At 73.0% G+C, this 20,373-nt stretch carries 15 protein-coding genes; 7 read left to right on the forward strand and 8 right to left on the reverse strand.

Features of this window, described 5'->3' with window-relative positions:
• Positions 1-181: 181 nt before the first annotated feature.
• Positions 182-2,335, forward strand: coding sequence for an ArnT family glycosyltransferase (locus ACN28F_RS25745; RefSeq protein WP_421360075.1), 2,154 nt, complete (start codon positions 182-184; stop codon positions 2,333-2,335).
• A gap of 189 nt (positions 2,336-2,524) precedes the next feature.
• Positions 2,525-3,784: a bifunctional glycosyltransferase family 2/GtrA family protein gene (locus ACN28F_RS25750; protein ID WP_289210426.1), complete on the forward strand. Its 1,260-nt coding sequence runs from the start codon at positions 2,525-2,527 to the stop codon at positions 3,782-3,784.
• Between the two features lie 5 nt (positions 3,785-3,789).
• On the opposite strand, the gene ACN28F_RS25755 is transcribed toward ACN28F_RS25750, so the two are convergent.
• Both ACN28F_RS25755 and ACN28F_RS25760 read right to left on the reverse strand, forming a co-directional pair.
• Positions 3,790-4,752 carry a discoidin domain-containing protein gene (locus tag ACN28F_RS25755; RefSeq protein WP_421360076.1) on the reverse strand — a complete coding sequence of 321 codons (963 nt, stop codon included), beginning with the start codon at positions 4,750-4,752 and terminating at the stop codon, positions 3,790-3,792.
• Between the two features lie 149 nt (positions 4,753-4,901).
• The gene (locus ACN28F_RS25760; RefSeq protein ID WP_421360077.1) at positions 4,902-5,906 is read right to left on the reverse strand and encodes a 2-hydroxyacid dehydrogenase; all 1,005 of its coding nucleotides are present in this window, start codon (positions 5,904-5,906) and stop codon (positions 4,902-4,904) included.
• Positions 5,907-6,019: 113 nt separating this feature from the next.
• Between ACN28F_RS25760 and ACN28F_RS25765 the strand changes: the two genes are divergently transcribed.
• Entirely contained in the window at positions 6,020-7,276 is a 1,257-nt protein-coding gene (locus ACN28F_RS25765; protein ID WP_421360079.1) for an FAD-binding protein, read from the forward strand.
• A 39-nt stretch (positions 7,277-7,315) separates the two neighbouring features.
• On the opposite strand, the gene ACN28F_RS25770 is transcribed toward ACN28F_RS25765, so the two are convergent.
• Positions 7,316-8,077 (reverse strand): hypothetical protein, encoded by a 762-nt coding sequence (locus tag ACN28F_RS25770; protein ID WP_289210430.1) that lies wholly within the window; start codon positions 8,075-8,077, stop codon positions 7,316-7,318.
• A gap of 145 nt (positions 8,078-8,222) precedes the next feature.
• A complete protein-coding gene (locus ACN28F_RS25775) occupies positions 8,223-8,633 on the reverse strand; it encodes a hypothetical protein (RefSeq protein WP_289210431.1) in 411 nt (136 codons plus the stop codon).
• A 163-nt stretch (positions 8,634-8,796) separates the two neighbouring features.
• On the opposite strand from ACN28F_RS25775, the gene ACN28F_RS25780 reads away from it, so the two are divergent.
• Complete coding sequence (locus ACN28F_RS25780) at positions 8,797-9,555, forward strand: SDR family oxidoreductase (RefSeq protein WP_421360081.1); 759 nt, start codon at positions 8,797-8,799, stop codon at positions 9,553-9,555.
• A gap of 30 nt (positions 9,556-9,585) precedes the next feature.
• Here the strand turns inward: ACN28F_RS25780 and ACN28F_RS25785 are convergent, their stop codons facing one another.
• Positions 9,586-11,178 (reverse strand): restriction endonuclease, encoded by a 1,593-nt coding sequence (locus tag ACN28F_RS25785; RefSeq protein ID WP_289210433.1) that lies wholly within the window; start codon positions 11,176-11,178, stop codon positions 9,586-9,588.
• A 168-nt stretch (positions 11,179-11,346) separates the two neighbouring features.
• Between ACN28F_RS25785 and ACN28F_RS25790 the strand changes: the two genes are divergently transcribed.
• Positions 11,347-13,416, forward strand: coding sequence for a prolyl oligopeptidase family serine peptidase (locus ACN28F_RS25790; RefSeq protein ID WP_421360083.1), 2,070 nt, complete (start codon positions 11,347-11,349; stop codon positions 13,414-13,416).
• Positions 13,417-13,495: 79 nt separating this feature from the next.
• Here the strand turns inward: ACN28F_RS25790 and ACN28F_RS25795 are convergent, their stop codons facing one another.
• From ACN28F_RS25795 to ACN28F_RS25805, 3 genes are all read right to left on the reverse strand, one after another.
• On the reverse strand, positions 13,496-14,422 hold the full coding sequence (locus ACN28F_RS25795; protein ID WP_289210435.1) for a DUF559 domain-containing protein: 927 nt from the start codon (positions 14,420-14,422) through the stop codon (positions 13,496-13,498).
• 108 nt (positions 14,423-14,530) lie between these two features.
• Entirely contained in the window at positions 14,531-15,112 is a 582-nt protein-coding gene (locus ACN28F_RS25800) for a hypothetical protein (RefSeq protein ID WP_421360085.1), read from the reverse strand.
• Positions 15,113-15,153: 41 nt separating this feature from the next.
• A complete protein-coding gene (locus ACN28F_RS25805) occupies positions 15,154-17,688 on the reverse strand; it encodes a VWD domain-containing protein (RefSeq protein ID WP_289210437.1) in 2,535 nt (844 codons plus the stop codon).
• A gap of 70 nt (positions 17,689-17,758) precedes the next feature.
• Between ACN28F_RS25805 and ACN28F_RS25810 the strand changes: the two genes are divergently transcribed.
• Positions 17,759-18,841, forward strand: coding sequence for a response regulator transcription factor (locus tag ACN28F_RS25810; protein ID WP_289210438.1), 1,083 nt, complete (start codon positions 17,759-17,761; stop codon positions 18,839-18,841).
• A gap of 271 nt (positions 18,842-19,112) precedes the next feature.
• Positions 19,113-19,802: a S1 family peptidase gene (locus tag ACN28F_RS25815; protein ID WP_421361513.1), complete on the forward strand. Its 690-nt coding sequence runs from the start codon at positions 19,113-19,115 to the stop codon at positions 19,800-19,802.
• Positions 19,803-20,373: the final 571 nt, after the last annotated feature.

Raw genomic sequence — 20,373 nt, forward strand, 5'->3', positions numbered from 1 at the left:
CATAGGGACTGCTCGGCGACAGTGTCAAGGGTCGGCGCGGCGACTCTTCGTAACATTGCAGTAATTCAAACGACATGAACTGAAATCAGATGCCAGTTCGTCGCGGACGAGCCCGCAGGTTCACAGCCGTCGCACAGCCGTCGCACACGGCCCGGCGAGCTGACCGACCGAACCTTCACGCATGACCTCGACACTGTCTGCTCCCGTACCGGCAGGACCGCCGAGCCAGGACGGACCGCCTGGTCCGCAACCCGGCACCGGGCCGGGAGGGCCGTACGCTGATCAGCCGACCGTCGATCAGCCGGCCACCCGGTGGCGACGCCTGGTCCACGGCCCGCCGGGCGAGCCGCGCTGGGCCCGACCCGCGCTGGGTGCCCTGCTGCTGGCCACCGCCGCCCTCTACCTGACCGGGCTGGACGCCTCCGGCTGGGCCAACGCCTACTACTCGGCGGCGGCCCAGGCCGGGTCGCAGAGCTGGGTGGCGTTCTTCTTCGGCTCCTCCGACGCCGCCAACTCGATCACCGTCGACAAGCCGCCGGCGTCGCTGTGGCTGATGGCATCGTCGGTACGCCTGTTCGGGCTCAGCTCGTGGTCGATCCTGCTGCCGCAGGCGCTGGCCGGCGTCGCCGCGGTCGGTCTGCTGTACGCCACCGTCCGGCGCTGGTACGGGCCGGCCGCCGGCCTGATCGCCGGCCTCGTGCTGGCCGTCACCCCGGTCGCCGTCCTGATGTTCCGGTTCAACAACCCGGACGCGCTGCTCGTGCTGCTGCTGGTCGCCGCCGCGTACGCCACCGTCCGGGCGGTGGAGACCGCCAGCGCCCGATGGATGCTGCTGGCCGGCACCGCGATCGGGTTCGCCTTCCTCACCAAGATGCTGCAGGCACTGCTGGTCGTACCGGCCTTCGCGCTGGTGTACCTGATCGCCGCGCCGGCCCCGGTCCGTCGCCGAATCCTGCACCTGCTGCTCGGCGGCCTCGCCATCGTCGGTGCCGCCGGCTGGTGGATCGCGATCGTCGAACTCGTCCCGGCGCGGTACCGCCCGTACATCGGCGGATCCCAGTCCGACAGCATCCTGGAACTGACCCTCGGCTACAACGGACTCGGCCGGATCACCGGGGAGCAGGTCGGCTCGGTCGGTGGTGGCGGCGGCTGGGGGCAGACCGGCCTCGCCCGGCTGTTCGACGCCGACAACGGCGGACAGATCGCCTGGCTGCTGCCGGCGGCGCTGATCCTGCTGGCCGCCGGGCTCGTGCTGCGCGCGCGGGCCCCACGCACCGATCGGGTACGGGCCGGATTCCTCCTCTGGGGAGGGTGGCTGCTCACCACCGGTCTGGTGTTCAGCCTGATGGCCGGCATCTACCACGCGTACTACACGGTGGCCCTCGCGCCGGCGGTCGGCGCGCTGGTCGGCATGGGTGCGGCGACCCTGTGGCGGCGCCGCCACCGGCTGTGGATCAGAATGCTGCTCGCCGCCACGGTGGCGGTCAGCACCGCCTGGTCATGGACGCTGCTGAGCCGCAGCGCCGACTGGCAGCCCTGGCTGCGCGTCGCGGTCGCGGTGCTCGGCGCCGGCGCGGTGGTGGCACTGCTGCTGGCAGGCCGGTCGGCGGGTCGGTTCGGGCTGGTCGCGGCCGGTGCGGCGCTGATCGCGGTGCTGGCCGGCCCGACCGGGTACGCGGTGCAGACCGCCGCCACCGCCCACACGGGAGCGATTCCCAGCGCGGGTCCGGCCGTCACCAGTGGGATGGCCGGGCCGGGCGGGATGGGCCGGCCGGGTGGGGCCGGCGGTCGTGACGGGGCCGGCGGGCCCGACGGCGCGGGCGGACCCGACGGGGCCGGTGCCCCCGACGGCACCGGCCGGGACGGCGGCGCCGACGGCGGCCCCGCTGGTGGCCAGCCGGACGGCACCATGGGCGGCCCGACCGGCGGTACGGCCGGACCGGGCGGGGGAATGGGCGGACTGCTGAACGCCGCCAGTGCCCCCGAGGAGCTCGTGGCCGCGCTGCGTACCGACGCCGACGCGTACACCTGGGTCGCCGCAGCGGTCGGTGCCAACAACGCCGCCGGCTACCAGTTGGCCACCGAGGAGCCGGTGATGGCGCTCGGCGGGTTCAATGGCAGCGACCCGTCACCGACCCTTGCCGAGTTCCAGCAGTACGTCGCCGACGGTGCGATCCACTACTTCATCGCCGGATCGCTGCCGCGTAGCGACTCGGGCAGCGACACCGCCGACCAGATCGCGACCTGGGTGACGCAGACCTTCACCGCGACCGAGATCGGTGGCGTGACCGTGTACGACCTCACCGCCGGCGCAGCGGCACCGGCGACCGACTGAACGACACCGGCGACGCCGCCCCGGCGGTCACGGCACAGCAGCCGCGACCGCCGGGGCGGCGTCGTGCCGTCCACCTGCTCAACCGTCCCGTCCCACCCTGGAGGGCGTTCACCTGAACGTCGTCAGTCGCACAGCCGGGACACAGGCCGGTCCGAACGCCCGCCCAGCCCGTCGCCGCACCGTCGAGGCATGTCCACCACGATGCTTCCCGCCGACGGCGCCGCGCTGACCGGTCCACGACCACGGTCCGACGAGGCAGGGTCCGTCACCGACCCGCCGCCCGTGCTCGACGTCACGATTCCGGTCCACAACGAGGAACGCGACCTCGAACCCTGCGTGCGTCGACTGCACCAGCACCTTGTCGAGACGTTCCCTTACCCCTTCCGGATCACCATCGCGGACAACGCCAGCACCGACCGTACCGCCCAGGTCGCCGCCGCCCTCGCCGACGACCTGCCCCGGGTCGTCGTGGCGCACCTGCCGCAGAAGGGCCGGGGCCGGGCCCTCGCCGCCGTCTGGTCCGCCTCGCCCGCTCCGGTGCTCGCCTACATGGACGTCGACCTGTCCACCGACCTCGCCGCACTGCTGCCGTTGGTCGCGCCGTTGATCTCCGGCCATTCGGACCTGGCCATCGGCAGCCGACTGTCCCGCAGCTCCCGGGTGGTCCGGGGAGCGAAGCGGGAGATCATCTCCCGGGGCTACAACCTGCTGCTGCGCGGAGCCCTCGCCGCCCGGTTCTCCGACGCGCAGTGCGGGTTCAAGGCGATCCGCAAGGACGTTGCCGACCGGTTGCTGCCGTTGGTCCGCGACACCGGCTGGTTCTTCGACACCGAACTGCTGGTCCTGGCCGAACGCGCCGGACTGCGCATCCACGAGGTCCCGGTGGACTGGGTCGACGACCCGGACAGCCGGGTCGACATCGTCTCGACCGCGATCGCGGACCTCAAGGGGATGGCGCGGGTGGGACGGGACCTGGCCACCGGGTCCCTGCCGCTGGCCGAGGTCCGCCGCGAACTGGGCCGGCCGGCCGGTGAGGGGCTCACCGGCCAGCTGATCCGGTTCGCCGGGGTCGGGGCGGCGAGCACCCTGGCGTACGTCGTGATCTTCGCTCTGTTGCGGGCCGGTCTGCCGGCGCAGTCGGCGAACCTGCTGGCTCTGCTGATCACTGCGGTCGGCAACACGGCCGCGAACCGCCGGTTCACCTTCGGCGTCAGCGGACGGGGCAGCGTCGGCCGGCACCACCTGCAGGGCCTGGCGGTGTTCGCCGTCGGGCTGGCGCTGACCAGCGGCTCACTGGCGTTGCTCGACGCCGCCGTGCCAGCCGCCGGTCGCGCCGTCGAGGTGGCGGTGCTGGTGGCGGCGAATCTCGCCGCCACCGTGGCGCGCTTCCTGCTGCTGCGCAGCTGGGTGTTCCGCCGCTGGCCGGCGGCGGCAGCTGACCGGCGGTGACGGCGTCAGCGCACCTCGAACTCCAGCAAGGAGTAGCCGTACTGGCCGTTGCGTGTCGTGCCGGACATCCGCACGTAGCGGGCGTCGGTCCCGGACAGTTCGAGATGGACGGTGCCGGTGCCGGTGCGGGTCGCGTACCCGGTCGACCAGTGTCGGCCGTCGGCCGAGGTCTCCACCCGGTAGGCGACGGCGTACGCGTGTTCCCAGTGCAGCGTGACGCTGCGGATCCGCCACAGCGCGCCGAGGTCCACCGCAATCCACTGCGGGTCGCGGAACGCGCTGCTCCACCGGCTGCCGAGGTCGCCGTCGACGGCGGCGGAGGCCCCGAAATGTGGAGCCTCCGCGCTGGACGCCGAGACGGGACGTCGCAGCGCCAGGTTGCGCCCGTCCGGGTTGGGGCGTCCGGCCCGAGGCGTGGGATCGGTCGGCGCGGACGGTGGTACGGACGGCGGCGGTACGGCGGCCGGCGTGGCCGACCGGTCCGGTGGTGTCGACACCGTCGGACCGGGTGACGGCGGCACCGGTGTCGCCTCCGCCGTTGGTGCCGTCGGTCCGGTGGAGCCGGGCGGGGTGACGGCCGCAGCAGAGACCTGCGGTGCGACCGCAGACAGCGGGTCCGGCGGTGGTGCGTCGGCGGGCGGGTCGTCGCGGGGAATCCACCACAGCAGGGCCGCCGTCACGGCGACCAGTGCCCCTGCGGAGCACAGCAGCAGCAGCCGTCGGCGTCCGCCGGGTCGGTCCGTCCCGGTGTCCGCCACCGCGCCCGGCTGCGCTGCCGCTGGCTGCTTCGGCGTCGGCTGCGCCGGCTTCGGCACGGGCTGGTGCGCCGCTGGCTGAGCTGGCGCCTGTCTCGCCCGGCGTGCGGTGGCGGCGGGGAACAACGTCCGCAAGGCGTGTGCCCGGTCACCGGCGTACGCGCTGGCGCGCCTGGCGACCGGACCGTCCGGCGGTTCTTCCTCTACGGACACGATGACTCCCCGCGACTGCCGACACCACCGCCGCCCGGTACGTGCGGACGGGCATATCGGACGAACAACCAGGCAAGTTAGCAAGCGACCCGGGTGATGGCGCAACCGTAGGTAGGAATCAGCGCAGTGGACGGCACGGCGGCCCCGGCTCAGTGCACCAGCGCGTCGGGTGCGATCCGGGCGGCGGAACCCTCCCGCTCGAAGGCGGTGAGGCTGGCGACAGTGGTCGCGGCGATGTTGTGCAGCGCCTCCTCGGTGAAGAACGCCTGATGGCCGGTGATCAGCACGTTCGGGAAGGTCACCAGCCGGGAGAACAGGTCGTCGCGCAGCATCTGGTCGGACAGGTCCTCGAAGAACAGATCGGCTTCCTCCTCGTACACGTCCAGCCCCAGGTAGCCGATCTTGCCGCTCTTGAGCCCCCGGATGACGGCGGCGGTGTCCACCAGCGCGCCCCGGCTGGTGTTGATCAGCATCACGCCGTCGCGCATCTGCGCGATCCGTTCCTCGTCGATCAGGTGATGTGTCTCGGGTGTGAGTGGACAGTGCAGGGTGATGATGTCCGACTCGGCGAGCAGGGTCGGCAACGGTACGTAGCTGGCCCCGGCGGCGACCGCCTCGTCCGCCGGGTACGGGTCGGCGGCGATCACCCGGCAGCCGAAACCCGCCATGATCCGGATGAACCGTACGCCGATCTTGCCGGTGCCGACCACGCCGACGGTCCGCCCGTGCAGGTCGAAGCCGAGCAGCCCGTTGAGGGCGAAGTTGTGCTCCCGTACCCGGTTGTACGCCCGGTGGATCTTGCGGTTGAGGGCCAGGACCAGCCCGGCGCAGTGCTCCGCGACCGCGTACGGCGAATAGCCCGGCACCCGGGTGACGGTGAGCCCGAGCCGCCGCGCGGTCGCCAGATCGACGTGGTTGAACCCGGCCGAGCGCAGCGCGATCAGCCGGACCCCGCCGTGCGCCAGCGTCTCCAGCACCGGCGCGCTGAGGTCGTCGTTGACGAAGGCACAGACCGCGTCGGCACCGGCGGCCAACGGCGCGGTCTCCGGGGACAACCTCGGCTCCAGGAACACCAGGTCGTGCCCGGCCGCCGCGTTCGCCTCGGTCAGGAACCGCGTGTCGTACGGTTTCGTGCTGAACACCGCCACGCGCATGACGCCACCTCCGTGCTCGACCGTCGTGGTCACCGGTCCACCGACCGGACCGCCCCGAGGACGGATCGCATCCAGGGTACGGTGGGCGGGGTCGGGGAGAGGGGTGCGGGCCGATGACCGCAGCGGTCACCAACTGGGCGGGCAATGTCACCTTCGCCGCGCGCCAGATCCACCGTCCGGGCAGCGTCGAGGAACTGCGGCGGATCGTGGCCGGGGCGGACCGGCTGCGGGTGCTCGGCACCGGGCACTCGTTCAACCGGCTCGCCGACACCGACGGCGACCTGGTCAGCCTGGCCAACCTGCCGACCGAGGTGACCATCGACGCCGCGTCGTCGACAGTGACCGCCGGCGGCGGCATCCGCTACGGCGAACTCGCCGCGCATCTGCACGCCCACGGCTACGCGCTGCACAATCTGGCCTCGCTGCCACACATCTCCGTCGCCGGGGCCTGCGCCACCGCCACCCACGGCTCCGGCCAGCACAACGGCAACCTCGCCACGGCGGTGCGTGCGCTGGACCTGGTGACCGCCGACGGCGACCTGGTCCGGCTCGACCACACCCACCCGGACTTCGCCGGCGCGGTGGTCAGCCTCGGCGGACTCGGCGTCGTCACCAGCGTCACGCTCGCGATCCAGCCGACCTTCGATGTGGCGCAGTACGTCTACGAAGGGCTCACCCGGGACGCACTCGTCGCCCACTGGCCGCAGATCGCGGCCAGCGGCTGGAGCGTCAGCCTGTTCACCGACTGGAGCAGCACCGACGTCGACCAGGTGTGGGTGAAACGGCGTACCGACGCCGACGCCGCCCCGGTGGACGCCGACGGGTGGGGGCTGACGGCGGCCGACGGGCCGCGTCACCCGGTGCCCGGGATGCCGGCCGAGAACTGCACCAGCCAGCTGGGGGTGGCCGGCCCGTGGCACAACCGGCTGCCGCACTTCCGGCTGGACTTCACCCCGAGCAGCGGTGCCGAACTGCAGTCGGAGTGGCTGGTGCCGGCCGACGACGTGGTGGCCGCGTTCGACGCGGTGGCCGGGCTGCGGGAGCGGATCGCCCCGGTGCTGCAGACCTGCGAGATCCGTACGGTCGCCGCCGACGAACTGTGGCTGAGCATGAACTACCGGCGCGGCGCCGTCGCGATCCACTTCACCTGGGTGGCCGACACCACGGCGGTGCTGCCGGTGGTCACCGCCATCGAGCAGGCACTCGCGCCGTACGCGCCCCGGCCGCACTGGGGCAAACTGTTCACCGTCGACGCCGACGTGCTCGCCGGCCGCTACGAGCGGTGGTCCGACTTCGCCGACCTGTTGGTCCGCTACGACCCGGCCGGGGTGTTCCACAACGACTTCCTGGACCGCTACTTCCCCCGCTGACCGGCCGGCCGTCGGCAGCACCCGCGCCGACCAGCGGGTTCACGCCGGCTGCCAGCCGGTTGCCCCGATGGCGGCGGTCGCACCGCCGCCGGCGGCGGTGACCGGATCGGCGGCCCGGGGCCGCCACCGGCGCAGCCGCCATGCGAGGGCGTCGGCGGCGACCGCCTCCGCCCGTAGGCTGCGGGCGGCGGTACGGGCCGACTCCACCGCCTGCCAGGCGCCGCGTTCCCGTTCGACGACGGCCCGGTACTGCCGGTAGCGCTCGTCGCGGATCGCTGCGCGCAGCGCCAGCTCCTGCTCCACCGGATGCCGGCGCGGATCCCAGCCGTTGCGGTTGGCCAGCGCGTCGGTCAGCTGCCGTACGGTCAGCTCACGGCGCCAGTACGCGGCCATCGCCGCCCGGTGCAGGTGACGTTCCCGGTCGGCGTACTCGGCCGGGGTCCGGTCGGTGGTCGGAGCCGGCAGGGTGGCGGCGGCGGCCAGCCGCCGTACCGCCCGGTCGGCGGCGTCGAAGTCCTGCCAGGCGGCGTCGAGAGCGGCGTGGTCCTGCTGCCACTGGTCGTGTCGGCGGCGTACCGTCCGCTCGGCCCGGGCGGCGGCGACGGCGACCTCGCCGGCGTAGCGGTAGGCGTCGCGGGCCTGCGCCACCCGCCGGCTCCGCCGCCCCGGGCGGGGACCGACCCCGCCGGCCGAACGGGTACGGAGAGTGAGCAGGACCAGCGCGCCGGCGGCGGCCAGTAGCAGCACGGTCCCGGCGACACCTGCCAGAGCCACGTCAAGAAGAAACTGGTGGAGTGCCATGTCGGTCAACGGTCACCTCATCGGTCACGGCGAACAGGAGGGGCGGCGTCACCGCCGGGCACAGGTCGGCACGGGCGCGGCGCCGGAGCGTGGGCGGCAGGACGGGGGCGTAACCGGTCAGCAGGTGTCAGTTGGCCTGCAGATGTCAGTTGGCCTGCGGTCGCGTGCCGTCGGCGTGGGGTGGCGGAGCACGCGGCGGTGCCGGCGCTGCGGCGTACGCGGAGGTCGCGCCGACGTCGGCCGGCCCGGTCGGCACCGACGGCAGGCCCTCCGGCGCCCCATCGGCGGCTGGACCGCCGTGGACCGGCGTCGCCTGCCGGGTGACGGGGATGCTCTGGCTGGTCGCCGACGCCTGGTGCGGCGTGGCGGCGATGCCGACGGTCGGCGCCGCCAGGGTGCTCACCTGCACCGTGGCGCCCGCCGGTGGCCACCCGTACGGTTGTTCACCGGCGCCGGCGGACAGCGCCAGGACCGCGAGAGCCAGGTAGGTCAGGGCCCGGCCGCACCATCGTGCCACCCACCACAGTGGTGCACGGTGCGCGGCGTCGCCTGACATGCCGACAAATGTAACGCGTCGCCGGGGACGCCGGCGTCGAGCGTGACGCAGCCGACGGGCGGTCCACCGGCGTCGACGGCGGGCCCACCGACCTGGGCAGGGAGGCGGCGGGCCTGGGCAGGGAGGCGGCGGGCCCGCCCGCCCGGCAGGGGAGGATGGGCCGGTGACAGACGACAGGACCGTACGCAGGGGTACCGCGCTGGTGACCGGAGCGTCCCGGGGGCTCGGGGCGGTCATGGCCAGGGCGTTGGCCGCCGACGGATGGGCGGTGGCGGTCAACTACCGGTCGGACGCGGCCGGCGCGGCCGCCGTCGTGGCGGACATCCGGGCCGCCGGCGGCACCGCCGATGCGTTCGGCGCCGACGTGACCGACGAAGCCGAGGTGACGCAGTTGGTGGCGGCGGTCGCCGCGCGACTCGGCCCGGTCCGGGTGCTGGTGGCCAATGCCACCGGCCCGCAGCCGCAACGGGCCGTGGAGGAACTGACCTGGCAGGACCACCTGGACCAGCTGACGTTCTTCGTCAAGAGCCCGACCCTGCTGGTGCAGGCGGTGCTGCCGGGGATGCGGGCGGCCGGCGGTGGACGGGTCGTCCAGATCGGCTCGGACATGTTCGACCGGGGCACTCCCGGCTGGTCGGCGTACGCCGCCGCCAAGGGCGCGCAGGTCGGCCTCACCCGTACCTGGGCCCGGGAGCTGGGCCCGTCGAACATCACGGTCAACCTGGTCGCGCCGGGGTGGATCCCGGTGGAGCGGCACGCCGGCACCACCGACGAGGCACTGCGCGGGTACGCCGCAGAGGTGCCGCTGCGGCGCATCGGTACGCCGGACGAGGTGGCGGCGGCGGTCTGCTATCTGGCCTCGCCCGGTGCCGCCTTCGTCACCGGGCAGCGGATCACCGTCAACGGCGGCCACACCGCCTGATCCGGTGTCGGGCCGTCCCGGCGGTGGCGCTCAGGTCCGGCTGTCGATCCGTGCCTTGACCCCGCCAGCCTCGGCGAGCATGTGCAGCAACGCCGAACCGTCGATCAGCTCCAACGGCTTGCCGGAGGCGAAGTCGTGCGCCGCCGGCGTATAGCCGGCAGTGGTCACCAGGATGCCGTTCGACGCGTTCTCCGCCTGGACGACTCCGAACAGGTCACGCACCGCCGAGACGTCGACGGTGCCACCGCCGCGTCGGGCCAGTACGACCACGGTGCCGCCGAACAACGGTCGCGGGTCGTGCGCCAGGCACTCCACCGTGCCGTCGGCGGTGGTGCGTACCTGCCGCATCTGCAACCCGAGCTTGACGAACAGGTCGGCGATCAGCTGCTCGAACTGCTCAGCCGGCATGGCCAGCAGGTTGGGCCGCTGGTCGAGGTCGGCGAGGACGTCGATCTCGTCGGCGAACCGCTTGTCGACCTGGTCGAAGTCGACCACGGCCGACACCGGTGCCAGCTCGGCCGGGCGGGCGGAGAGCCGGGCGTCGAGTCGACGCAGACAGGCGGCCGGGTCGACCTTGGCGAGGTTGATCGCGACGAACTCGTCGCGGGTGGTCCGGAGACTGACCAGGCAGGGGCGGGCCCGCCGCCCGGTGGCCGGGTCCAGGGTGTCGACGATGCCGTTGAGACAGACCGTCTCGACCAGCCGGGTACGGTCGGCCTCGTACAGCTCGTGCACGGTGCGCAGGGTGATCTGAGTGACCACGTCGGCGTACCGCTGGGCGATCTCGTCCGCCGGGCGGCCCACCGCGGTCACCTCGTCCTCGGCCGGCTGGAAGCGGTACTCGCGCACCCGGGGGATGACCTCGACCGTCGGCAGTTGGTACTCCACCACCAGTTGCCGGGACTCGGGCAGGTACGCCAGCCGGTACCGCTGCGGGAAGTCGTCCGGGTAGACCGAGTTGCCCAGCACCAGTCCGAAGTACTCGACGACGGCCTTGGGATCGGCGGCGGCGAAGACGGCGGAGAAGCGGTCGATCGCGGCGTTGTGTGCGGCGGCCTTGGCGGCCAGCTTCTCGCACTGCTCACGGTAGCGCTCCTCGGCGGCGGCGAGCCGTCGTTGGCGCTGCGCCTCCGCCGCCTCGTGGTCGGCGGTGGCCTGCGCGAACGCCTGCTGTGCCTCGGCGAGGAACTGCTGGTGGCGGACCTCGCCGCCGAACATCTTGCCCAGCCCGGCCGGTGCCGGTGGCGCGAAGTCGGACCACTTCGGCGGGGTCAGCGCCACGGCGAGTGGGCCCGGGTCGAACGGCGGCGGTGCGGCGGTGCGCTTGAGCCGGTTCAGGTCGATGTGGTCGTCGACGGCGAGGGTGTCGGCGAGCAGGTCCTCCAACTCCGCCACCCGGGAGCGCAGATTCGCGTTGGCCGCCGCGACCTTGGCCGCACGGGCCTCGGTGTACAGGCGTTTGCGCTGGCGTTCGTCGTCGGCGGCGGCCCGCTCGGCGGCCTGCCGGGCGTTCTCCGCCTCCCACAGCATCTGCTGGTGCTGCCGGTAGGCGAAGGCCTGGGTGCGGTGCTGGGCGTGCACCTGCTGTGCGTGCGCCCGCTGCGCCTCCCGCATGCTGCTCATTGTCGACCCCGATCGTCGCGCCGGCCCGTCACTGGACGTGCGTCAATCTTGTCCGACCGTCACAGTAGCGTCCAGTCTCCACCGCCCGGGCGGTCCGTGCCGTACGACGGGTTTGCCTATCCTGGTGCGTACCCCGGAGAGCGGTCCGGGGCAGGGGAGGGCGGACCGGTGGCGGAGCAGGACCACGACGCGGCGGGCGACGACGACCCGTACCTGTGGCTGGAGGATGTGCACGGCGACGCGGCGCTGGACTGGGTCCGGGCCAGCAATGCCGCCACCACGGCCGCCTGGACCGACGATCCCGGGTTCGGCATGCTGCGCGACCGGATCAAACAGGTGCTCGACTCGGCGGAGAAGATTCCCGACCCGACCTGGCGCGGTGAGTACCTCTACAACTTCTGGCAGGACGCCGACCATCCGCGCGGGGTGTGGCGGCGGGCCACCTTCGCGCAGTACCGGGCGGCGCAGCCGGACTGGGAGATCCTGCTGGACCTCGACGAGCTCGCCCGCGTCGAAGGCGAGAGCTGGGTCTGGAAGGGCGCCCAGGTGCTGCGGCCGGCGTACGACCGGGCCCTGATCACCCTGTCCCGGGGCGGCTCCGACGCCGCGGTGGTCCGCGAATTCGACCTCACCACCCGGGCCTTCGTCCCGGACGGCTTCGTCGTGCCGCAGGCCAAGAGCAGCGTCTGCTGGATCGACGTCGACCACATCTACGTCGGCACCGACTTCGGCGAGGGCACCCTGACCACCTCCGGCTACCCCCGGACCGTCCGCCGGTGGCGACGCGGCACCGCGCTCGCCGACGCCCCGGTGGCCTTCGCCGGCGAGACCGACGACGTCACCGTCTCCGTCATCCACGACCCGACCCCCGGTTACGAACGTGACCTGGCGGTACGGCGTACCGAGTTCTTCCGCAGCCGGACCTACCTGCCACGCGGCGACGGCGAGTGGGAGCCGCTCGACGTACCCGACGACGCCGAGATCGACCTGCACCGGCAGTGGCTGCTGATCGAGTTGCGCAGCCCGTGGCAGGCCGGGGACGTCACCCACCCGGCCGGGGCGGTGCTGGTGACCCCGGTCGACGAGTTCCTCGCCGGCAAGCGCGAGCTGACCACAGTCTTCGCCCCCACCGAGCACACCGCGTTCAGCTACCACGCCTGGACCCGCAACCACCTGCTGCTGGTCACCCTCACCGACGTCCGCAGCGAGATCACCGTACTGACGCCGGGCGACGACGGCTGGCAGCGGCGGACGCTGCCCGACGCTGGCGGGTTCGACCACACCGACATCGCCGACACCGAACCGGATCTCGGCGACGAGTTTCTGCTCGACACCTCCGGGTTCACCCGCCCGCCGACCCTGCTGCACGGCAGCGTCGACGGCCCGGTGCGCCCGGTCAAGACCGGGCCGGCCTTCTTCGACGCCGACGCGATGACCGTCCGGCAGTTCTTCGCGGTATCCGACGACGGCACCGAAGTGCCGTACTTCCTGGTCACCGGTGCCGAATCCGCCGGTTCTGCCGGGTCCGGGTCCGCCGCCGGGCTCACCCTGATGACCGGGTACGGCGGCTTCGAGATCTCCTGGACACCGGCCTACAGCGGGGTCATCGGCACCGGCTGGCTGGCCCGGGGCGGCAGCTTCGTGGTCGCCAACATCCGCGGCGGCGGCGAGTACGGACCCCGCTGGCACACCGCCGCGCTGCGCGGCGAACGGCCCCGGGCGTACGAGGACTTCGCCGCCGTCGCCACCGACCTGGTCGCCCGGGGTCTGACCACCCCGGACCGGCTCGGCTGCTACGGCGGCAGCAACGGCGGGCTGCTGATGGGGGTGATGCTGACCCGCTACCCCGAGCTGTTCGGCGCGGTCGTCGGCCAGGTGCCGCTGCTGGACATGCGCCGTTACCACAAGCTGCTCGCCGGGGCGTCCTGGATGGCCGAGTACGGCGACCCGGACGACCCCGACGACTGGGCGTTCCTGCGGGAGTATTCGCCGTACCAGAACGTCCGTCCCGCCCGGGCGTACCCGCCGTCGCTGTTTCTCACCTCGACCCGCGACGACCGGGTGCACCCCGGTCACGCCCGCAAGATGGTCGCCCGGCTGCGGGAGTACGGCTACGACGTCACCTATCACGAGAACATCGAAGGTGGACACTCGGCAGCGGCGGACAACGGCCAGGCGGCGTTCAAATGGGCGCTGCTGTTGGAGTTCGTCCGGCGCACCCTGACCGGCCAGCGGTGACCGCCACACCGCTTGGCCGGCGGTGGGATGCCACCGCGTTTTCTACATGGCATACGTTCAGAGCGCATCAATTCGTATGCTATGTAGAAACCGCGTCGTCGTTGCGGTGGCGTCGTCGTCGCGAGAGCGCTGAGGCGACCTGCCGAGCGGTGCGGTCCGGGTGCCGCAGGACATCGTCGGCGGTGAACCGCAGGACCAGCCACCCGCAGTCACGTAGCGCATTGAACCGGGCAACGTCCTGCTGGTAGTGCGCCCGCTCCCGATGGTGATCACCTTCGTACTCGATCGCCAGTCGCCACCGCGGATACGCGAAGTCGACCCGGGCGACGAGCCGGCCGAGCGGGTCCAGCACTTCGTGCTGGGCGACCGGAGGTGGCAGGCCGGCGTCGTGCAGCAGCAGCCGCAACCTCGTCTCCATCGGCGACTCGGTGCGCGGCTCGGCCAGCGGCAGCAGCTCCCGCAACCGACGTACTCCTGGCCAGCCCGCCCGTTCCTCGACCAACCCGCACAACGCGGGCAGTTTGACCACCCGCCGGTGCAGCAGCGCATCGACGGCGACCAGCGCATCGGTACGGGACGGGTGAGCGCCGAGGTCGAACGCCGTGCGGAGGCCGGTGGTGACCGGCAGGCCGCCGAACCGGGTCACATCCCCTGCCGGGAGCCGGACGCGCCGTACCACCATCCGATCGGGCTGCCGGATCCGTGACCCGGGTGGTACGGCGACGGAGACCGGCGCGTCGCGGGGAAGCAGATCGACACCCCACAGGTACGCGGCGCTCAGCCCGGCGATCGCGCCACCTGCCGGCAGCCACAGCGCCGCCGCTTCGCACCAGGTCCGATGATCGGCGTTGTCGGCCGCCGCCGCATGAAGGTAGACGTCCTGGAACATGCGTCGCCAGGTCGGGCCGGCGAGCATTCGCTGGGTCAGCAGTCCGTCGGCGACAGCGGCGCTGCCCCGGAACGGTGCGAACCGCAACTGCTGCGGTACGTGGGCCCGGCGCGACATCCGCCCGATCCTGCCCGGCGTGACGCGGCGACGCTGTCCCGATCGTGACAGCTACCGGCGCTCCCGCACCCGGTCGGTGCGTCACCACGCCACGGCGTCAGGACGGCGTCAGGAGGTCGTCTCGGCGGCGGTGAGCGCGGCCCGGCCCAGCGCGGTGAGCTGCCCGTCGGTCGGGGTCACGGTGCCGGCGACGGCCACCTCGACCGCCCAGCCGTGCGGGCCGGCCAGGATGACGCCCTTGTAGACGGTACGGTGTGCCTCGACGCCGAGCCCGGTGAACTCTCCCTCGCCGTACTCGGCGAGCAGGTCGTTGTCGACGGCGTCGCGGAAGTTCGGCGTACTGCCGAACCGGATCGTCACGCTGCGGGTGCCGCTGTCGTTCTCCCAGACGCAGGAGACGTTCACCGCGCTACCGGAGGGCGGGTTGAACGCGCGTACCGCGACCGGCCCGCCGAGCACGTCGACCACCGGGGCCTCGTCGACCGCCCCGCACAGGGTCTGCTCGTCGGGCAGGTGCCCGGCGGCCGCTGGCGCGTCACCCGATCGGGGTTCCACCGACGCCTCCGTGACGGCCGACGCGGCCGGACCGGGTCCGGCCGGTGATGGGGCGGCGGCATCACCGGAGCCGCAACCGGAAACCAGCAGCACCAGCACGCCGGTGGCCGTGCCGGCCCGCCACACCATCGACATCCTCGACATTGGAGATCCTCCTGACTGAGCACTGCCCCGTCTCACCGGGCCACCGTCACCGCGTCGGTGATGCCGAGCGCGGCGACGGCGTCGATCGCCGGCCCGAGCTGCCGGTCGTCGCGGCGGGGCCCGTCGACGCCGGCCGGCGGGTCGCACAGTCGCACCCGGTCGGCCCGCTGGTCGGCGTCGAGCACCCCGGCCAGGTCGAACACGGCCGGACCGTCGCCGGTGCCGACCCACCGCCAGCGGTCGGAGCCGGTGGCCGCGACCCACACCTGGTAGCGGGCGTCGCCCGCGCCGATCTGCACCACGCCGAGGTCGGCACCGGGACCGTCGGTCAGTGGCGTCGCCGACAGGCGCAGCACCAGCGGGAACTCGCATTCGGTGTCGCCTTCGCCGAGTTGCACGTTGCGGACGTCGCGTGGGCCGAGCGCGTCGGTCGGGTCCTTGCCGACGAGGCCGGCGTCGACGGCGGCGGCCCGCTCGACCCCGTCCGCCCAGCCGCGCACCGGGTAGCGCCGGTCGGCGACCGCCAGGACCTGGTCGTCGTCGGAGTCCCCGGTGACCCGTTGAACCGCGGCCGCACCGGCGGCGAAGTCCGCCTCGCCGGTGCCGGCGACGTCGAGCACACAGCCGGCGAGCAGCGCCGGGTCGGTGACGCCCCGGTGCCGGCACAGCGCCGTCGCCGCCGCCCGCTGTCGGGCCGGTAGCCCGGCGAGCGTCGTCGGCCCGGCGGGGAAGGCCCGGTCGGTGAAGTCGTCGGTGCCGGTCCCGTCCGGGTACGGCAGCACCGACGTGGCGTCGGTGAGCCGCCAACTGTCGGCGTACCCGCCGTAGAGGTCGGCGGCGGACGGCGCGGCCGGGTCGAGGGTCTGCCCGGCGGCGGTCCGCAGGTCGTCGGCCCGGTCGCCGTCGGCGTCACCGAGCAGTCCGGTGACCGGCCGACCGGCCGGTACGACGGCGACGTCGAGCAGCGCCGCGCGGGCGGTCACGAAGACCCGTCCGCCGCCCGGGAGTCCGACCTGGACGAGACGGCCGGTGCGGACCACCTGCTGGTCGCCGACGGTTCGCCGGCCGTCGGGGTCGAGCGTTTCGCCCGGCCCGGTGGTCCCGTCGGCAACGGTGACCGTGACCGCGTCGACGCCGGTCCCGGGGTGGTCGATCCGGACGACCCCGCCGGGCAGCCGGACGGCGACCGCGCCGGTCGTGGACAGCCGGTCCGAGTCCCGGTACGGGCGGTAGCGCACCTGCACCTCGGCGGCGTCGTCGGCGAAACGGGCGAGCACGAATTCACCGACCGCCTGGAAGTCGTAGTCGAGACCGTCGAAGGTGCGCAGGTGCGGGTCGCCCCAGGACTGGCCGACCCCGTCCGACCCGTCGTAGCAGGTGCCGGTCTGCGCGTCTCGCAACGCGCAGCCGCCGCCGGCACCGGCGTCGGATTCGTCGGCTCCGGTCGGTTCGCCGCCGAGCAGCAGGATCTGGATCCGGGCCAACTCGAGCAGGTCGTCGGTGGAGCGCGACAGCAGCCGACCGGCGGCTGCGGCGTCGACCTCGGACCCGGTCTGGTCGCCGACCCAGGCGAGCACGTCCGGCAGCCAGGACGGCATCGAGTCGGAGAGCAGGTCGTTGAGCACCGCCCCGGCGACGACGGCCCCGCCGTACCGGTCGAGGTCCTCGGCGAACCGGGTGGCGTCGGCGATGTCGTCGGCGGTCGGCGGCCGGCCGGCGTCGGTCACCGCCGACGCCGCGTCCCGCGCGGTGACCACGATCTCGGCGGCGGCCCCCGGGTCCGGCTGGGCATGACCCGCCGTCCGGAGGCTCCCGACCGCCCGGGGGTGCCGGACCGGCGCGAACGCCGGTCGGGCGGTGGCCGGCACCGGGGCGCCGGAGCAGTCGAGCACCAGCCGCACCCGCCGGTCCCAGCCGGCCGGGCCGGCACCGGTGCAGTCGGCGCCGCCGGCGGCCACCGCGTCGTGGTAGGCCTCGCCGGTCGCGGTGTGGGCCACCAGCCGCCCCGGCGGGTCGACGACGATCACGTCCAGGACGTCGACGGTGTCGTCGCCGTCGAGGTCGAGCAGGCTGGCGTACCGACCGGGCGAGGCGACCAGCGCACCCACCCGACGTCCGGCGGGGTCGGTGAGTACCTTCGCGGTGCCGCCGCCGTCGAGGTCCAGCACGTGGATCGCGGGTTGCGGCAGTGGCATGCCGCCGGCCGAGGTCACCGGGTACGCGGTCGGCCGACTCGACGGATCCGGTAGCGCCAGCCGCAGGGTGCCCGACCACGGCACCCCGTCGCCCCACGGTCCGGTAAGGCCGTCCCAGGCGCGTACCCGGTAGCCGCCGGCTGTCCCCGCCGGTCGCGGCGACCCGGTGTCCGGCGCGACGGTCACCCCGGCGGGCAGGAAATCGGTGACCGGCCGGGCGCTGTAGCCGCCGTCGGCGGCCGGTTGCGGGTCCGGGTCGCGGTCGAACCAGCCGCAGCCGGCCAGCACCAGGGTGGCGACGAGCACCGGTACGCCGCCCGCCCGGGGACCACGTAGCGGTCGCCGACGGCGTCCGGTGACCGTTGCTGACATCTGCCCAGCGTGGTCGGACCCGCCGTGGCCGGGCAATACGACGTTTGACGTACCGTCGTACGGTCGGTTGGTGACCACCACCGCGACGTCGCCGGCGCCGGGCGCGGAGATCCTGCTGGACCTGGTCGACCGGATGATCGGCGCAGCCGACCTGGACAGCTACGCGCGGACCGCGTGCGCCGGGATCCGGGAGCTGATCCCGGCGCTGAGCGTGTCGTACAACGAGTTGAACCCGCTCGCCGGCCGGGCCTTCGCGTTGATCGACCCGGACCCCGGCCCGGGCTGGTTCCGCCGCTACCAGCCTCCGTTCGAGGCGTACATGATGGACAACCCGCTGGTCCGGCATGCGTTGACCACCGGTGACACCCGGGTGCTCGGGTGGGGCGACGATGGCCTCGGCACCGTCCACGGCACCACCCTGGACCGGGAGTTCTACCAGCCGAACGGCATCCGCAGCCAGCTGGCGGTGGTGCTGCCGGCCCCACCCGGGGTGCTCGTCGCCTTCGGCGTCAACCGGGGCGCGGAAGGCTTCGACCCGGCCGAGCGGCGGATCTTCGCGTTGCTGCGCCCGCACCTGGTGCACGCCTACCGGGCGGTGCAGCTGCGGGCCGACTCGGCGATGCTCGGCTCCACGCTTGGCGCGCAGGGCTGGGTGGTGGTGCTGGTCGACGACGACGGCCGGGTGACGACGAGTTCACCGGGCGCGGTGCCCAGCGCCGCCCGGTACGGACTCGACGTCGCCGACGGCACGCTGCTGCCGGACGGGCCGCTGGCGGCGGTCCGTGCGGTGCTCACCGGATACGATCCGGCGACGCCGGCCACCCGGTCCGCGCCGCTGCCGGTGACCGGGCCGGCCGGCACCCTGGAGGCGGTGGTGGTGCCGAGCGCGGTCGGCCCGCACGTGGTGCTGCTGCGGCCCCGCCCGGACGGCCCGCAACGCCTGGCAGCGGTCGGTCTGACTCCGCGGCAGTGCCAGGTGGCCGTCGAGTTGGCGGCCGGGGCCACCGGCGAGCAGATCGCCCGCCAGCTGGGCATCGCCCCGGCGACGGTACGCAAGCACCTGGAGGCGGTGTTCGCCCGGCTCGGGGTGCGTCACCGGGCGGCGGCGGTCGCCCGGCTGCGGTCCCTGCTGGACGGTACGCCGTCGCGGTGAGGCGTTGTGACGGTCGACGGCGGATGCCTCATCACGCCGTAATAGGGCAGGACCGGTATCCCCGTACATATTGAAGTTGTTGTTTTTGTCGATAGTGTTCGTGCCGGGTACCCGAAGTGCCTGTCGCTCAGGCGCACCACCTGTCGTATCGCCGCGCCGCCCACAAGGCGGGCGCGGAACCCCCCGACGATGAGGACACCGCACGATGAAGGTATTCCCGCTCCTGTCCCGGCTGTTGCTGGCGACCGGATTCGCCGCCGCGAGCCTGGCGATGCCCGCGACGGCCCAGGCCGCGCCCCCGTCGAGCACTGCCGACGACATCGGCATCCTGGTGGTCAACGGTCGTCCGGCGACCGAGAACTACCCGTTCCTGGTCTACACCTCGGGCTGCACCGGTTCGCTGATCAAGGCGAACTGGGTGGTCACCGCCCGGCACTGCCCGACGCCCAGTTCGGTACGGGTCGGTAGCGTCAACCGCAGCAGCGGCGGCACGGTGGTCTCAGTGATCCGGGCGGTCAACCACCCGCGCATCGACGTCAAGCTGATGCAGCTGGCCAGCTCGGTCAGCTACGCGCCGGCCCCGATCCCGACCACCTCCGGCGCAGTCGGCACCGCGACCCGGATCATCGGCTGGGGTCAGACCTGCGCGCCGCGCGGCTGCGGCTCGGCGCCGACGATCGCACACGAACTCGACACGTCGATCGTGGCGGACAGCCGTTGCCTCGGCATCGACGCGAGCTACGAGATCTGCACCAACAACACCAACGGCAACGCGGGCGCCTGCTACGGCGACTCGGGTGGCCCGCAGGTGCGGATGGTCTCCGGCCGCTGGCACCTGATCGGCGCGACCAGCCGGGCCGGCAACAACAGCTCGACCTGCGCCACCGCTCCGTCGATCTACGGCGACCTGCCGTCGATCCGGAGCTGGATCAACACCCAGGTGGGTGGCCTGCCTGCCTGACCGTCGACACCGACAGGTGCGCCGTGCCGGTCCGTCCGGCACGGCGCACCTGTGTGTGGGCGGCCGGGGTACCGGTGCCCGGCGCTGGCGTGCCGGGTCGGCTCAGCCGTTCGGATGTTGTGCCCGGTTGCACTCTGCGTCGACGATTGCCGCTACCGGTGACATCGACTTGTCGGCACTCTCCGCGCGGGCGAATCAGGGTCGCCAGCGTGGATTTTCTCACTGCTCGACTGTGCGGACCTGCATCGTATCCGTTGCGTCTCCGGTCAGTCGCGGGGGGTGAAATGCTGGTTCGGGACGGTCGAACGGGGTGAATGCCGACGATCGGTCCTGTGCGGCTCTGACCTGCGGAAACAAGTTTTCTGGTGCGACGTTGAACCTCCAGCATTGACCGAAAGTATGATGTCGGCCGGTTGAGGGATGCCCGCCAATTTTCCACTAACTGTGAGTCGACCCAGTCGTGGGGTTGGTGTTGCTTGACAGTGCCGGAAACCCGCTTTTAGCGTGTGATCGCGTAAACGTGGTGCGATCTCGTTCCGGCATAGGAAGTGGGCGTGTTGAAGGCACCCGT

Origin of the sequence: Solwaraspora sp. WMMA2101 (assembly GCF_049179175.1) — a bacterium.
Lineage (GTDB): Bacteria > Actinomycetota > Actinomycetes > Mycobacteriales > Micromonosporaceae > Micromonospora_E.

Bases quoted from the DNA above. Each gene is read 5' to 3' on its own strand.
- ACN28F_RS25745 (WP_421360075.1), top strand. From the start codon at position 182: ATGACCTCGACACTGTCTGCTCCCGTACCGGCAGGACCGCCGAGCCAG.
- ACN28F_RS25750 (WP_289210426.1), top strand. From the start codon at position 2,525: ATGTCCACCACGATGCTTCCCGCCGACGGCGCCGCGCTGACCGGTCCA.
- ACN28F_RS25760 (WP_421360077.1), bottom strand. From the start codon at position 5,906: ATGCGCGTGGCGGTGTTCAGCACGAAACCGTACGACACGCGGTTCCTG.
- ACN28F_RS25765 (WP_421360079.1), top strand. From the start codon at position 6,020: ATGACCGCAGCGGTCACCAACTGGGCGGGCAATGTCACCTTCGCCGCG.
- ACN28F_RS25770 (WP_289210430.1), bottom strand. From the start codon at position 8,077: ATGGCACTCCACCAGTTTCTTCTTGACGTGGCTCTGGCAGGTGTCGCC.
- ACN28F_RS25775 (WP_289210431.1), bottom strand. From the start codon at position 8,633: ATGTCAGGCGACGCCGCGCACCGTGCACCACTGTGGTGGGTGGCACGA.
- ACN28F_RS25785 (WP_289210433.1), bottom strand. From the start codon at position 11,178: ATGAGCAGCATGCGGGAGGCGCAGCGGGCGCACGCACAGCAGGTGCAC.
- ACN28F_RS25795 (WP_289210435.1), bottom strand. From the start codon at position 14,422: ATGTCGCGCCGGGCCCACGTACCGCAGCAGTTGCGGTTCGCACCGTTC.
- ACN28F_RS25800 (WP_421360085.1), bottom strand. From the start codon at position 15,112: ATGTCGATGGTGTGGCGGGCCGGCACGGCCACCGGCGTGCTGGTGCTG.
- ACN28F_RS25805 (WP_289210437.1), bottom strand. From the start codon at position 17,688: ATGTCAGCAACGGTCACCGGACGCCGTCGGCGACCGCTACGTGGTCCC.
- ACN28F_RS25815 (WP_421361513.1), top strand. From the start codon at position 19,113: ATGCCCGCGACGGCCCAGGCCGCGCCCCCGTCGAGCACTGCCGACGAC.